Raw genomic sequence first — 14,567 nt, forward strand, 5'->3', positions numbered from 1 at the left:
CGGGTAGCGCGACCGGTGCGGCGGCGTCAATCCTCCTGCAGACGCTCGCCCTTGCGGAAAGGACTGTGTTCGGTCAACAGCTCGCTCATCTGTTCGACATCGGCGCGCTCTCGCGCGAGATAGTCGCCGATCGCCCGGCGAAGGCCGGCATGAGCGACATAGTGGGCGGAATGCGTCGTCACCGGCAGATAGCCGCGGGCGAGCTTGTGTTCGCCCTGGGCGCCGGCCTCGACACGTTTCAGCCCTTTCGAAAGGGCGAAGTCGATCGCCTGGTGATAGCAGACCTCGAAATGCAGGAAGGGATGATCCTCGATGCAGCCCCAGTGACGGCCGTAGAGTGTATCGCCGCCGATGAAGTTGATCGCGCCGGCGATATAGCGCCCGTCGCGCTTGGCCATGACGAGCAGGATATCGTCGGCCATGCGCTCGCCGATCAACGAGTAGAACTTGCGGGTGAGGTAGGGCCGGCCCCACTTGCGCCCGCCAGTATCCATGTAAAACTTGAAGAACTGGTCCCAGATGCGTTCGGTCAGGTCGCGGCCGGTCAGCCAGTCGATGCTGATACCGTTTTCGAGGGCGGCGCGGCGCTCCTTGCGCAATGCCTTGCGTTTGCGCGAGGCAAGCGTTTCGAGAAATTCCTCGTGATTGGCATAGCCGTCATTGATGAAATGGAACTGCTGGTCGGTGCGGTGCAGATAGCCGTCCATCTCGAAGACGCCGATCTCTTCGTCCGGCACGAAGGTGATATGGGCCGAGGAGATACCGAGCCGGCGCACGACCTCCTTCAGGCTTTCGGCGATCGCGCTCTGGATCGGTAGCCGCTGCAGCCCCTCGGCGACAAGAAGACGCGGGCCTGTCGCCGGGGTGAACGGGATCGAGCACTGAAGTTTGGGATAATAACGCCCGCCGGCCCGCTCGAAGGCGTCGGCCCAGCCATGGTCGAAGACATATTCGCCCTGGCTGTGGTTCTTGAGATAGCCGGGCAGGGCACCGATCAACTCGCCGCGATCGGTCTCGAGCAGCAGATGGTGGCCGAGCCATCCCGTCTCTGCGTCGGCCGAGCCGGATTCCTCAAGCGACGATAGAAAAGCGTGTGAAACGAAAGGGTTGTAGGCAATCGTAGCGCAGGTCTTCGACGCTCCGGAAAGCTTGGACCAGCTCTCCGGGGAAATCGCGGTGAAGGAGCGTTCGACGCGAATGGATAGTTCGTCAGTCATGGGACAAATGCGAAGCCTGTGGGAGGATGGTTTCGGCTCTGTCTCAGTCTGCGCATGATCTTGGCCAAAAAGCGAGCGTCAAGCAGCCACACGCGGATCGAAGCCTTCGAATGTCATCTGGTCTGCGTTTGCGAATGTAAGCCGGCGCGCCTCTTCGTCACGCACCGTCCAGGTGATGACAGGAATGCCCTTTTCGCGTTCGCTGGTGATAAAGGCGTTCGGCAGATCGCCATAATAATAGGAGATGAAATCGAGGCCGATCTCCATCGCCTTCGCATGCGTGTTGAATGCGTCCGGCGTGTTGCCGTTGGCGGTCAGCCCGAGCGGGTAGGGCGAGCCAAGCGTCTTCAGATCGCGCAGCAGCCAGTGGTCGAAGCTCATTAGCGCCACCTTGCCCTCATAGCCTTCGAGCACCTCGAGCACGGCTTCGGCAAAACCTTCGTCATCGGCCTCGCGTCCCTTGAGCTCCAGCACCAGCGGCACCTTGCCCTTGACGAGGTCGAGGAGCTGGCGCAGCGTCGGCACCTTGTCGCTGGTGCCGCCGACGGCGATCAGTCCGAGTTCCCTGGAGGTGCGCTCGCGGATGTCGCCATTGAGATTGCACAGGCGCTGCAAGTCCTCGTCGTGAAAGATGACCGGCACGCCATCGGAGGCGTAATGCAGGTCGCATTCGATCGCAAAGCCCGCTTCGACGGCGCGCGAGAATGCCGAAAGCGTATTTTCCCAGATATGGGTGTTGAGATCGTGATAGCCGCGATGGGCGACCGGCAGGTCCCTGATCCAGGCAGCATTGGTCATTCGGCGATTTCCATGATAGCGTCTATCTCGACGGCGGCGTTCAACGGCAGGGCGGCCATGCCGACAGCAGCACGCGCATGTTTGCCGGCTTCGCCGAGCACGCCGGCAATCAGGTTCGAAGCGCCGTTGATGACGAGATGCTGCTCAATGAAGTCGGGCGCCGAGGCAACGAAGCCGTTCAGCTTGACGACGCGCCGGATACGGCCGAGATCACCGCCAAGTGCCGCCTTCGCCTGGGCAAGGATGTTGATGGCGCAGAGTTCGGCGCCGCGCTTGCCTGCTGCAACGTCGACGGTCTTGCCGAGATGGCCCGATACGGCGACCTTGCCGCCTTCGAGAGGCAGCTGGCCGGAGATGTAGAGGAGGTTGCCGCTGATGACATAGGGAACGTAATTTGCAGCAGGTGCTGCGGCTTCGGGCAGGGTTATCCCCATCTCAATCAGGCGCGCTGCTATTTCATCGGACATTTTCGTCTCCGCTTTTGTTGTCAATTCTTCTAAAATTATGCATCAAGACTAGAATCTTTAATATGACAGTTTCGAGCCTCGATTTGGCCGAAAGCGTTCTTATAACATCGCGACCGAGTCCAACAGGAGTTAATGAATGTTCCGATCGAGTCTTGTCGCTCTGCTTCTCGCCAGTGTTTCCGCCAATGCATGGGCGGCTGCGCCCGCGGTAAGCGCTGCGATCGCGACCGGCCTCGTTGCACATCGTGCGGTCTACGATCTGGAATTGAAGGACGCCTCGGACCGCTCTGGCATCGCCGCCATGTATGGTCGCATGGTTTATGAGTTCGATGGCAGCTATTGCCAGGGCTTCACCACCAATTTCCGCTTCGTGACGCAGATCGACACCGGCGACAGCGTACGCGTCAGCGACCAGCAGACGAAGACCTTCGAGAACCTGAAGGACGGCAAGTTCACCTTCGACACCAAGTCCTTCACTGACGACCAGCTCGACAAGGAGGTCAACGGTGCGGCTCAGGATCAGCCGGATGGTGTCAAGGTCGATCTGACGCAGCCGGCGAGCCGCGAGCTCCAGCTTTTAGAAAGCCGTTTTCCCACGGAACATATGCTCGACGTCATCCAGCACGCCAAGGACGGCAAGCGCTTCTTCGAGGCGCGCGTCTTCGACGGTTCCGATGACGGCGACAAGTCGCTTGCGACGACGACGATCGTCGGCAAGCAGGAGACCCCGATCGCCGAGGAAACCGATGCCGGTAATGCCGGCGCCTTCTCCAAGACTGCCTTCTGGCCGGTAACGATCGCCTATTTCAACGAGAATGCGAAATCCGATGCTTTGCCGGTCTACCGCATGTCGTTCAAGCTCTATGAGAACGGCATCACCCGCGACCTGACGATGGATTACGGCGATTTCGTCCTGACCGGCAAGCTCGCCAAGCTGGAGCTGCTCGACCGCAAGGCCGAGGTTTGCAAATAGGCGGCGAGAGCACGCCTGTCATAAAACTGTATCATAAAATTCACTATGGTTCGGCGATCAGCGATGACTGAGTCGCCGTCTGTCGTCCTGCTTTTCGGGTCGGTGCGATCCCAGCGGCCAAGCCATTGCGATGACGTCTCTCCGTCAGACTGCGTAGACCATTACGCACCGCAAGCTTGAAAGCCCGAGCCATGGCCGATACCGATCTCGCGACTGTTCAGAATGCCGCCCTGCCGGTTGTCGTCGCCGATCCGGCGGAAATTGCCCGCATTTCCGATAGCATCAATATCACCGACCGCGCCGGCATCTCGGTCTATGGCGACCGCGCCCAGCAGGCGGTCAGCGATTATGCCGACAGGATCCTGCGCGAAGTCCGCAACAAGGATCTCGGCGATGTCGGCCGCCTGCTGACCGACATCATCCTCAAATCGAAAAGCCTCGATCCGGCATCGCTGAAGGATAAGGGTTTCTTCAGCCGCATGTTTCTCTCGGCCAAGGCCCGGCTCGAACGCTTCAAGGCGGAGTTCGAAGACGTGGCCGGCCAGATCGACCGGATCGGCCTGGAGCTCGACCGCCATAAGGATACGCTGAGGCGCGACATCGCGCTGCTCGACGACCTGCATGAGGAAACCAGGCAATCGATCATGCGGCTCGAGGCCTATGTTCAGGCCGGCAAGACTTTCGCCGAGCGTTTCCGCGGTGTCGATCTGCCGAGGCTGAAGGCGCAAGCCGAGGCGGCGGCGACCGGCCCCGGCGGCGGCATGCTCGAGGCGCAGACCTATCAGGACAGCCTGCAGGCGCTCGACCGGTTGGAAAAGCGGGTCTTCTACCTGCAGCAGGCCCGCCAGCTCGGCATTCAGCAGTTGCCGCAGATCCGCATCGTTCAGGCGGGCGACGAAACGCTGATCGAGAATTTGCAGGCGACTTCGGCGCTGACGGTGCCGGCCTGGAAGCAGAAGATGTTGATCCTGCTCGGCCTGACGCGGCAGAAATCGGCGCTCGATCTGCAGAAGGCGGTGACCGACGCCACCAACGACATGATCCGCCAGGCATCCGAGATGATGAAGGACCAGGCGATCGCCATCGAGCAGCAGTCGCAGCGCGGCATCGTCGATATCGACACGCTCGCCAAGGCGAACAGGGATCTGATCGATACCATATCAGGCGTGCTGCAGGTTCAGGAGGAGGGGCGTCGGAAACGGGCGCTCGCCGAGCAGCAGATGGAGCAGATGACGATCGAACTCAAGAAGGCGATGACCCAGGCGTGATCGGCAAGATGACGATGCGAGCACTGCTTTCAGGCCTGGCACTTCTTGCCCTTCTGTCCCTGTCCGGCTGCAATCCCTTCGGCCAGGGGCCGGAGTTTTCGATCGTATCGGGATCGGAGAATACCGTTCTGCAGCCGATCGTCGAGGAATTCTGCATGCAGAAGAACGCCGCCTGCACCTTCAAATATGAAGGCACGCTCGATATCGGCCTGGCGCTGCAGAGCGACGAGGGCGTCGCGCAGGATGCAGTCTGGCCGGCCTCCAGCGTCTGGGTCGACATGTTCGACACCAGGCGCCGCGTCAAGAACCTGACCTCGATCGCCCAGACGCCGGTGGTATTGGGTGTGCGCAGGTCGAAAGCGCAGCAGCTCGGCTGGATCGACAAGGATGTCTTCATGAAGGACATTCTCGCTGCCGTCGAGAGCGGATCCCTGAAGTTCCTGATGACCTCGGCGACGCAATCCAATTCGGGCGCCAGCGCCTATCTTGCCATGCTGTCGAGCGCGCTCGGTAATAAACCGGTGATCGAACCCGGCGATCTCGACGACAAACACGTCCAAGAGAGCGTCCGGTCGCTGCTGTCAGGTGTCGTGCGCTCTTCCGGTTCTTCCGGCTGGCTTGCCGATCTCTATGTCGAATCCGCCGGCAAGGGCACGGTCTACGACGCGATGTGGAATTACGAGGCGGTGCTGAAGGAAACCAACGACAAGCTTGTCGCCCTGTCGCAGGAACCGCTTTACGCGATCTATCCGGCCGATGGTGTGGCCATGGCGGATTCACCGATCGGTTTCGTCGATCATGGCCGCGGGCCAGAAGTCCAGACCTTCTTCAACGATCTGCTCGCCTATCTGAGCTCTGCCCCCGTGCAGCAGCGCATCGCCGATACCGGCCGGCGCATTCCGCTGACCGGCGTTGCCGCAAAACCGGACCCAAGCTGGAATTTCGACCCCGCCCGGCTGGTGACGGCGATCCGCATGCCGGAGGCCGGCGTCATCCGCCAGGCGCTCAACCTTTATCAGGCGGCGCTGCGCAAACCGTCGCTGACCGCGCTCTGTCTCGATTTTTCCGGCTCGATGCAGGGTGACGGCGAAGACCAGCTGCAGAAGGCGATGCGTTTCCTGTTGACGCCCGACGAGGCGAGCAAGGTGCTGGTGCAATGGTCGCCCGCCGACCAGATTATCGTCATTCCCTTCGACGGCAGCGTGCGCAACACTTTCATGGCCAGTGGAAACCCGCTGGAGCAGGAAGGGCTGCTGAACGAGATTTCCCGGCAGAAGGCCGATGGCGGCACGAATATGTATGCCTGCGCTGAACAGGCTCTGCAGCAGATTACCCGAACTGACAGGCTCTCGACTTATCTGCCTGCCATCGTCATCATGACCGACGGCAAGTCCGATGATCAAAGCCAGGCTTTCATGCGTTCATGGAACGCGATGGAGCCACATGTGCCGATCTTCGGCATCACATTCGGCGATGCCGACAAGACCCAGCTCGACAGCCTCGCCAAGCTGACCTCAGCGCGCGTGTTCGACGGCGGTTCGGATCTCGCCACCGCCTTTCGTACGGCGCGAGGCTATAATTAGGACAGGCATGCGCAACTGGCTCGGCAATGACGGCAACTGGATCGTAGCGGGACTGGCGGCGGCAATCACCGTGCCGCTCTTGAGCTTTGCCGCCGGCATGCCGTTCTGGATCGCTGCCATCATCGCCCTCCTGGTCTTTGCCGGCCTCGTCATTCTGCTTGCGCCGCGCCGGCTGTTCGAAGGCCTCGATATCAAGAGCATCGGCAGCGGACGCGTCGCCTTTGCCCGTGAGCTGCTGGTGGCCGCCGTTCCCTTTGCCGAACGCCTGGAGACTGCCGCGGATGTGATCGGCGACAAACAGATGGCGGCCGCAGTCCGGCATCTCGCTGAAATCGCCGCCGATGTCTTTCGCAAGGTCGAAGCCAAGCCCGAAAGTGCCAATGCCGTGCGGCGGTTCCTCTCCTATTATCTGCCGCGTTCTGCCGAGGTGGCGGAAGGTTTTGCCGTCATCGAGGCCAAGCGAGTTCCCGACCCCAAGCAGCTGGAGGAAGTGCGCGGCGTGCTGGTGAAGCTCGAAGAGGCCTTCGTCCATTATGCCGACAGCCTGGTTGATGAGGAACTCGGCACGCTCGACACTGATCTGCGCCTCATCCAGGCATCGCTCAAAGAGGATATCGGACGCTGATGGCCCTTTCTCGTCGCGCCTTTGGAGTGGGACTGCTCGGAGCCGGCGTCGCGGGCACCGGCGGTTATTTCGCCGTCCGGGATCGGCCGGAATTGCAGGGCCTGCTCGGCAGCCGCACGACGCTGTTCGGCTTCGTCGGCGGCGAAAAGGAGGCCTTCCTGGCCGATCCTGACGTCATCAGGGCGCTCGGCGGATACGGGTTGACGGTGGACAGCCGCGTCGCCGGCTCCGTCGAGATGGTCCGCGAACAGGCGCTGCTGTCGCAGCGTCCGCAATTCCTCTGGCCGTCCTCCTCGATCATGGTCGATATCGCCAGGCAAAACGGCATCAATATCCGCAACGACCGCGTCGTGCTGAACACACCGATCGTGGTCTATTCCTGGCAGCCCGTTGTCGACGGACTGATGAAAGCGGGATTGGTGACGGTGACGAACGAAGGTCATCATCAGCTCGACCTCAAGGCGTTGCTTGATGCGATTCTTGCCGGATCCGACTGGTCGAAGCTCGGCGTCAATTCGCTCTATGGCCGCGCCCGCATCGTCTCGACCGATCCGAACCGCTCCAATTCCGGCTTCATGTTCGCAGGCCTGGTGCTCAGCCTTTTCAGCGGCAATGTCGCGACATCAGGTGACCTTGCTACGTTTGGCGGCAAAGTGCAGGCGATCTTCCGCAACATGGGCTTCAAGTCGCCATCCTCAGGCAAGCTTTTCGATCAGTATCTGGCAGGCGGCCTCGGCGGCGAGCCGATGATCGTCGGCTATGAAAACCAGCTGGTCGAATGGATCCTCGCCGATCCCGCGCGATGGGAGCGGATCAAGGCGAGCGCCGGCGCAAAGCCCGTGGTGCTCTATCCGCGCCCGACCGTTTATTCAGCACATCCGCTGATCGTCGTCGACGAGAACGCCAACCGGCTGATCGAAGCACTGGTGAGCCCGAAGCTCCAGGAACTTGCCTGGACGAGACACGGCTTCCGTGGTCCGCTGGGGACTGCCACCGGCAATGCCGACAGCGCGATCGGCTCTCTGCTGCCGGCCGAGGTCGATGCCATCCTGCCGATGCCGGATGCAGGCGTCTTGCTGTCGCTGCTGCCGACACTGGTAAGCTAAGCGGCCAGGTTTTTTCCGCATAAGCCTTGCTTTTGTGCCAAATCGAATGTATGGGCACCGGCATTCCACACGTAAGGCATGGGATCGTCCGGGAGAAATCCGGGCTGTTCCGCCCGGTGGCATTCTCGAAGAGGGTGCTGTTCGCCTTGCGGAGGTTCAACCGGAAAAGGAGTAACAAGGCATGGCATTGCCTGATTTTTCTATGCGCCAGCTGCTTGAGGCAGGCGTCCACTTCGGCCACCAGACGCATCGCTGGAACCCGAAGATGAAGCCGTACATCTTCGGCGATCGCAACAACATCCACATCATCGACCTGGCCCAGACCGTTCCGATGCTGTCGCGCGCCCTTCAGGTCGTCAGCGACACCGTTGCCCGCGGCGGCCGTGTTCTCTTCGTCGGCACCAAGCGCCAGGCGTCTGAGATCATTGCCGACAGCGCCAAGCGCTCGGCCCAGTACTACGTCAACTCGCGCTGGCTCGGCGGCATGATGACGAACTGGAAGACGATCTCCAACTCGATCCAGCGCCTGCGCAAGCTCGACGAGATCCTGAACGGCGAAGCCCAGGGCTTCACCAAGAAGGAACGCCTGAACCTTGAGCGCGAGCGTGAAAAGCTCGACAAGGCTCTCGGCGGTATCCGCGATATGGGCGGCACGCCCGACCTGATGTTCATCATCGACACCAACAAGGAAAAGATCGCGATCGACGAAGCCAAGCGCCTCGGCATCCCGGTTGTCGCCATCATCGATTCGAACTGCGATCCGGACCTGATCGACTATCCGATCCCGGGTAACGACGACGCATCGCGCGCGATCGCCCTTTACTGCGAGCTGATCTCCCGCGCCGCCATCGACGGCATCGCGCGTCAGCAGGGCTCTTCCGGCCGCGATCTCGGCGCATCCTTCGAAGTTCCGGTTGAGCCGGCTCTCGAGGAAGCAGCCGAAGGCTGATGAAAGCAGGCGGATCGAAAAGATCCGCCAATGCTTGCAGGGACTGGGCTTGCAGAGACTGGGAAAGGCCGCTCGCGACTCATCGAAGTTCGGCGGCCTTGCCTGTTTCAAGGGGAGGGCGTCAGGCTCTCCGCCCGATAAGTTTCGTTATGACGCGTCTTCATCACGCTGTCATACATACAGGTACATTTCGTGCCTCAATCCGGTGCCGAGCCGCGCTTTGCGGTCCACCGTATGAACCGACAAGAGGAAGCTAATGAGCGAGATTACGGCTGCAATGGTGAAGGAACTGCGCGAAAAGACCGGCGCAGGCATGATGGACTGCAAGAAGGCTCTTGCTGAAACCGGTGGCGACATGGAAGCGGCGATCGACTGGCTGCGCGCCAAGGGCATCGCCAAGGCCGACAAGAAGTCCGGCCGCACCGCCGCCGAAGGCCTCATCGGCGTTTCGAGCCAGGGCACCAAGGCCGTCGTCGTCGAAGTCAATTCCGAAACCGACTTCGTTGCCCGTAACGATGCCTTCCAGGAACTCGTCCGCGGCATCGCCAAAGTCGCTGTCTCGACCGACGGCACCGTCGAGGCCGTTGCCGCCGCGACCTACCCGGCATCCGGCAAGTCGGTTTCCGACACGATCAAGGATGCGATCGCAACGATCGGCGAGAACATGAACCTGCGTCGTTCGACCGCTCTCTCCGTCGAGGACGGCGTCGTCGCCACCTATATCCACAATGCTGTTTCCGACGGTCTCGGCAAGCTCGGCGTTCTCGTCGCGCTGAAGTCGACCGGCGACAAGGAAGCCCTGAACGCCATCGGCCGTCAGGTCGCCATGCACATCGCCGCGACCGCGCCGCTGGCGATCCGCCCGGAAGAAGTCGATGCCGCCGTCGCCGAGCGTGAACGCAACGTCTTCATCGAGCAGTCGCGCGCTTCCGGCAAGCCTGACAACATCATCGAAAAGATGGTTGAAGGCCGCATGCGCAAGTTCTTCGAGGAAGTCGCTCTTCTCTCGCAGGCTTTCGTCATCAATCCGGATCTGACCGTCGCAGCCGCCATCAAGGAAGCTGAAAAGGCCGTCGGCGCGCCGATCGAGGTTGCCGGCATGGCCCGTCTGTTGCTCGGCGAAGGCGTCGAGAAGGAAGAAACCGACTTCGCGGCCGAAGTCGCGGCCGCCGTCAAGGGTTGATCTTCCAGCCATAATTGGGAAAACACGTAGGGCATCGCGTGACAACGCGGTGCCCTTCGTGTATCGGGCATTCACGGCAATTTACGAGGAGCCAAGATGTCTTTAGAGCCTGTCTATAAACGTGTTCTACTCAAGGCTTCCGGCGAAGCGCTCATGGGTGGCCAGGGTTTCGGGATCGATGTGACGGTGGCGGACCGCATTGCATCCGACATCGCCGAGGCAAGGCATATGGGCGTGGAAGTCGGCGTCGTCGTCGGTGGCGGCAATATTTTCCGCGGTGTCGCGGTAGCGTCCAAGGGCGGCGACCGGGTCACCGGCGACCATATGGGCATGCTCGGCACCATCATCAACGCGCTGGCGCTGGCGACCTCGCTGCGCAAGCTGAACATCGATACGGTGGTGCTTTCGGCCATCTCCATGCCGGAGATCTGTGAAAGTTTCTCGCAGCGCGCGACCCTCTACCATCTGTCGATGGGACGCGTGGTGATTTTTGCCGGCGGCACCGGCAATCCCTTCTTCACCACCGATTCCGCTGCAGCACTCCGCGCCGCCGAAATGGGTGCGGAAGCGATCTTCAAGGGCACGCAGGTCGACGGCATCTACACCGCCGACCCAAAGAAATATCCCGATGCGACCCGCCTCGACCGGCTGACGCACCAGGAAGTGCTGGACAGGGGGCTGGCGGTGATGGACGTTGCCGCCGTGGCGCTGGCCAGAGAAAATTCCATTCCGATCATCGTCTTCTCGATCCACGAGAAAGGCGGTTTTGCTGAAATCTTGACGGGCGGTGGCCTCAAGACCATCGTCTCCGACAACTGATATAAGCTGCGCCGCGGTTTCGGCGCAGCCCTCGCCAGACGGGAGCATCGACATGAGTGAAGGTATCGATATCAAGGAACTGAAGCGCCGCATGGATGGCGCGATTTCCGCATTCAAGGGCGACATCGCATCGCTGCGCACCGGCCGTGCTTCGGCAAACATCCTCGACCCGGTCACGGTCGAGGCCTATGGTTCGCGCATGCCGCTGAACCAGGTCGCCAACATCACCGTGCCTGAGCCGCGCATGCTGTCGGTTTCCGTCTGGGACAAGTCGATGGTCAGCGCCGTCGAGCGCGGCATCCGCGAATCCAATCTCGGCCTCAACCCGATCATCGACGGCCAGAACCTGCGCATTCCGCTGCCGGAACTGAACGAGGAGCGCCGCAAGTCGCTCGTCAAGGTAGCGCACGACTATGCAGAAAAGAGCAAGGTGGCGATTCGCCATGTCCGCCGCGATGGCATGGACGGCCTCAAGAAGGCCGAAAAGGACGGCGTCATCGGCCAGGACGAGAGCCGGGCGCAGTCGGAACGTGTACAGAAGATGACGGACGAAACGATTTCCGAAGTCGACCGCTTGCTTGGCGAGAAGGAAAAGGAAATCATGCAGGTCTAGTGGATCTGTGCCTTTGCCTGGAAAGACCGGACGGGAAATGTCGGAATCTGTATTTGTAACTGTGCCAGAGCATGTTGCCATCATCATGGACGGCAATGGCCGTTGGGCCAAGCAGCGTGGTCTGCCGCGCACGATGGGTCATCGCAAGGGTGTGGAGGCGGTACGCGAGACAGTACGCGCCGCCGGCGCCGTCGGCATAAAATATCTGACCCTCTTTGCCTTCTCCTCGGAGAACTGGCGTCGGCCCGAAGCCGAGGTCTCCGATCTGCTCGGTCTGCTCAAGGCTTTCATCCGCCGTGACCTCGCCGAGCTCCATCGCCAGAACGTGCGGATCAAGGTGATCGGCGACCGCCACAGCCTGCGCAGCGACATTTTCGGCCTGCTGCTCGAAGCCGAGGAAACGACCAAGGACAACACGGCGCTGACGCTGGTCATCGCCTTCAACTATGGCTCTCGTGACGAGATCGCCCGTGCCGCGGTGAGCCTCGCCAGGGATGTCGAGGCTGGCCGCCTGAGGGCGCAGGACATCACCCCGGCGCTGATCAACGCCCGTCTCGACACGGCAGGTATCCCCGATCCGGATCTCATCATCCGCACCAGCGGCGAGGAGCGGCTTTCCAACTTCCTCCTTTGGCAGGCCGCCTATTCGGAATTCATCTTCCTTCCGGAATACTGGCCGGATTTCACCCCCGAGATCTTCCGTTCGGCGCTCGAGACATTCGCCTCTCGCGACCGGCGCTTCGGCGGCCTCTCGTCGCAGGCAGCCGCGGTCGGCACCTGATGCAGAGGGAATTGAAGCTCCGCATTGTTTCAGGACTGATTCTTGCGGCCATCGTTCTCGCCGCCACCTGGTATGGCGGCCTTGCCTTCCGCATTCTGGCGGTCGTCATTGGCTTGCTGATCTACTATGAATGGTCGAAGATCACCGGTATCGCCCGCGATTGGGTTGCCAATGCCGTCGGCTGGATCGGCGAGGCGGCGATCGCCTTCCTCGTGCTTGTCGGCAATTTCGAATTCGCCGCCGGCATGCTGGCCGGCGTCACCGCCGTCGGCATCGCCCTGATCATCTTGCAGGGCACGAGCCGCTGGTTTCCGGCTGGCCTGTTTTATGCCGGCGCTACCGGCCTGGCGCTTGCCGCGATCAGAAGCGATGACCGGCCCGGCCTTTACGCCATGCTCTTCGTCTTTGCGGTCGTCTGGGCAACCGATATCCTTGCCTATTTCGTCGGCAGGGCGCTCGGCGGACCGAAGCTTGCCCCTTCGATCTCGCCTGGAAAGACCTGGTCTGGTGCAATCGGCGGCGCCGTTTCGGCGCTCGCAGCCGGCGTCGTTCTCGTTCATTTTCTCCTTCCGGGCGCTGAAATCATCGCCGCCTTCGTGGCGCTTGTTCTGTCGGTTTGCAGCCAGTCCGGCGATCTTTTCGAATCGTTCATCAAGCGGAAATTCGGCGTCAAGGATTCCAGCCGTCTCATTCCGGGCCATGGCGGCGTCATGGACCGTGTCGACGGACTGATTTTTGCCTGTTTTTCGGCGTTCTTGCTTGCAGGGCTTTTTTCCCTGATAAAGGGGACCGGAATGACGTCGCTCGGTGCGGCATTGTTCGGACTCTGACAACGCGGCAGTCTGACGGAAGGCACTCATGGAAACGCTGAGCGGCATATACGCATTTTTGATGGGGAATATCGTTACCTTCATCCTCGTGCTGTCACTGCTCGTCTTCGTGCATGAGATGGGCCATTACCTCGTCGGGCGTTGGAGCGGCATTCGCATCCTTGCCTTTTCCGTCGGTTTCGGTCCGGAGATATTCGGCTTCACCGACCGCCACGGAACCCGCTGGAAGATCTCGGTGATCCCGCTTGGCGGCTACGTCCGGTTCTTCGGCGACGAGGATGCTTCGAGCAAGCCCGACACCGACAAGATCGCCGCCATGTCCGAAGAGGACAGGGCGCGCTCCTTTGCCGGCGCCAAGCTGTGGAAACGCGCTGCAACCGTCGCGGCTGGCCCGATTGCCAATTTTCTGCTGGCGATCGCCATCTTCACCATTCTTTTCTCGGTCTACGGCCGCATGATCGCCGATCCTGTCGTTGCCGAGGTCAAGCCTGATGGCGCTGCTGCTGCCGCCGGCATCCTTCCAGGCGATCTATTGGTCGCCATCGATGGCGGCAAGGTCGAGACCTTCGACGACGTGCGCCGCTATGTCAGCATCCGGCCGAGCCAGCAGATCGTCGTGACGATCGAGCGCGCCGGCCAGAAGCTCGACGTGCCGATGGTGCCGCAACGCACCGACACGACTGACCAGTTCGGTAACAAGGCTGAGGTCGGCCAGATCGGCATCGTCACCAACCAGCAGGCCGGCAATTTCCGCCTGCAGACCTATACGCCGCTCCAGGCGCTGCGTGAGTCTGTGCTCCAGACCCGGGATATCGTCACAGGCACCTTCAAATATATCGGTAACATCTTCAGCGGAACGATGCGCGCCGATCAATTGGGTGGGCCGATCCGCGTCGCGCAAGCCTCGGGCCAGATGGCGTCGCTTGGGATAGGCGCAGTGTTGCAGCTTGCGGCGGTGCTTTCTGTTTCGATAGGATTGCTTAACCTGATGCCGGTTCCGGTACTTGATGGCGGCCACTTGATGTTCTATGCGGTGGAAGCGGTGAGGGGGAAGCCGCTGGGTTCCACAGCCCAGGAAATTGCATTTCGCATCGGCCTGGCGATGATCCTGACGTTGATGGTTTTCACGACTTGGAATGACATCGGGTCGTGGATAGGGTAAACGCGCAGGGCGAGGCTAATTACTATTTATTTACGATGTTTCAAGGCTGTAGTGGCGAATGGGTCACGCTTGCAAATGAAGTAAACAGAAATTAACGACCTGCCTTGCTTGTATGTCAAAAGCGGGTAAAACGACACACGTGACCGGAATCGGGTTCTCCCGGAACCGGGGACGAGGGAAACAAAGGTAATGG

15 protein-coding genes are annotated in these 14,567 nt (G+C 60.9%); 12 read left to right on the forward strand and 3 right to left on the reverse strand.

Going from position 1 to position 14,567, the window contains the following annotated elements; all coding sequences use genetic code 11:
- Positions 1–26: 26 nt before the first annotated feature.
- The 3 genes from J3P73_RS11370 to J3P73_RS11380 all read right to left on the reverse strand — a co-directional run bounded on the left by J3P73_RS11370 (position 27) and on the right by J3P73_RS11380 (position 2,482).
- Positions 27–1,217 (reverse strand): GNAT family N-acetyltransferase, encoded by a 1,191-nt coding sequence (locus J3P73_RS11370; RefSeq protein ID WP_024320700.1) that lies wholly within the window; start codon positions 1,215–1,217, stop codon positions 27–29.
- Between the two features lie 78 nt (positions 1,218–1,295).
- Positions 1,296–2,015 (reverse strand): glycerophosphodiester phosphodiesterase, encoded by a 720-nt coding sequence (locus J3P73_RS11375; protein WP_018073452.1) that lies wholly within the window; start codon positions 2,013–2,015, stop codon positions 1,296–1,298.
- The gene (locus J3P73_RS11380) at positions 2,012–2,482 is read right to left on the reverse strand and encodes a RidA family protein (protein ID WP_130713431.1); all 471 of its coding nucleotides are present in this window, start codon (positions 2,480–2,482) and stop codon (positions 2,012–2,014) included. The genes J3P73_RS11375 and J3P73_RS11380 overlap by 4 nt, the downstream gene beginning before the upstream one ends.
- A 136-nt stretch (positions 2,483–2,618) precedes the next feature.
- Between J3P73_RS11380 and J3P73_RS11385 the strand changes: the two genes are divergently transcribed.
- From J3P73_RS11385 to rseP, 12 genes are all read left to right on the forward strand, one after another.
- Positions 2,619–3,455 (forward strand): cell envelope integrity EipB family protein, encoded by an 837-nt coding sequence (locus J3P73_RS11385; RefSeq protein WP_018073454.1) that lies wholly within the window; start codon positions 2,619–2,621, stop codon positions 3,453–3,455.
- Positions 3,456–3,646: 191 nt separating this feature from the next.
- Entirely contained in the window at positions 3,647–4,723 is a 1,077-nt protein-coding gene (locus tag J3P73_RS11390; protein ID WP_207579974.1) for a toxic anion resistance protein, read from the forward strand.
- 14 nt (positions 4,724–4,737) lie between these two features.
- Positions 4,738–6,306, forward strand: a complete 1,569-nt coding sequence (locus J3P73_RS11395; protein WP_207580007.1) for a substrate-binding domain-containing protein — start codon at positions 4,738–4,740, stop codon at positions 6,304–6,306.
- Between the two features lie 7 nt (positions 6,307–6,313).
- A complete protein-coding gene (locus J3P73_RS11400; protein WP_018073457.1) occupies positions 6,314–6,931 on the forward strand; it encodes a 5-bromo-4-chloroindolyl phosphate hydrolysis family protein in 618 nt (205 codons plus the stop codon).
- A complete protein-coding gene (locus tag J3P73_RS11405) occupies positions 6,931–8,037 on the forward strand; it encodes a type 2 periplasmic-binding domain-containing protein (RefSeq protein WP_018073458.1) in 1,107 nt (368 codons plus the stop codon). The genes J3P73_RS11400 and J3P73_RS11405 overlap by 1 nt, the downstream gene beginning before the upstream one ends.
- 181 nt (positions 8,038–8,218) lie before the next feature.
- Positions 8,219–8,986 carry a 30S ribosomal protein S2 gene (rpsB, locus tag J3P73_RS11410; RefSeq protein WP_018073459.1) on the forward strand — a complete coding sequence of 256 codons (768 nt, stop codon included), beginning with the start codon at positions 8,219–8,221 and terminating at the stop codon, positions 8,984–8,986.
- A gap of 256 nt (positions 8,987–9,242) precedes the next feature.
- Positions 9,243–10,169, forward strand: coding sequence for a translation elongation factor Ts (tsf, locus tag J3P73_RS11415; protein WP_064250069.1), 927 nt, complete (start codon positions 9,243–9,245; stop codon positions 10,167–10,169).
- A gap of 96 nt (positions 10,170–10,265) precedes the next feature.
- Positions 10,266–10,988, forward strand: coding sequence for a UMP kinase (pyrH, locus tag J3P73_RS11420; RefSeq protein ID WP_003539289.1), 723 nt, complete (start codon positions 10,266–10,268; stop codon positions 10,986–10,988).
- 52 nt (positions 10,989–11,040) lie between these two features.
- Positions 11,041–11,601 carry a ribosome recycling factor gene (gene frr, locus J3P73_RS11425; protein WP_017964143.1) on the forward strand — a complete coding sequence of 187 codons (561 nt, stop codon included), beginning with the start codon at positions 11,041–11,043 and terminating at the stop codon, positions 11,599–11,601.
- Between the two features lie 37 nt (positions 11,602–11,638).
- Complete coding sequence (locus tag J3P73_RS11430; RefSeq protein WP_018073461.1) at positions 11,639–12,382, forward strand: isoprenyl transferase; 744 nt, start codon at positions 11,639–11,641, stop codon at positions 12,380–12,382.
- Positions 12,382–13,212: a phosphatidate cytidylyltransferase gene (locus J3P73_RS11435; protein WP_130655311.1), complete on the forward strand. Its 831-nt coding sequence runs from the start codon at positions 12,382–12,384 to the stop codon at positions 13,210–13,212. Before J3P73_RS11430 ends, J3P73_RS11435 begins: the two co-directional genes overlap by 1 nt.
- A gap of 28 nt (positions 13,213–13,240) precedes the next feature.
- Positions 13,241–14,374, forward strand: a complete 1,134-nt coding sequence (gene rseP, locus J3P73_RS11440) for an RIP metalloprotease RseP (RefSeq protein ID WP_018073463.1) — start codon at positions 13,241–13,243, stop codon at positions 14,372–14,374.
- Positions 14,375–14,567: the final 193 nt, after the last annotated feature.

This window comes from Rhizobium ruizarguesonis, assembly GCF_017357285.1.
In the GTDB taxonomy this organism is placed as follows: Bacteria; Pseudomonadota; Alphaproteobacteria; order Rhizobiales; family Rhizobiaceae; genus Rhizobium; species Rhizobium ruizarguesonis.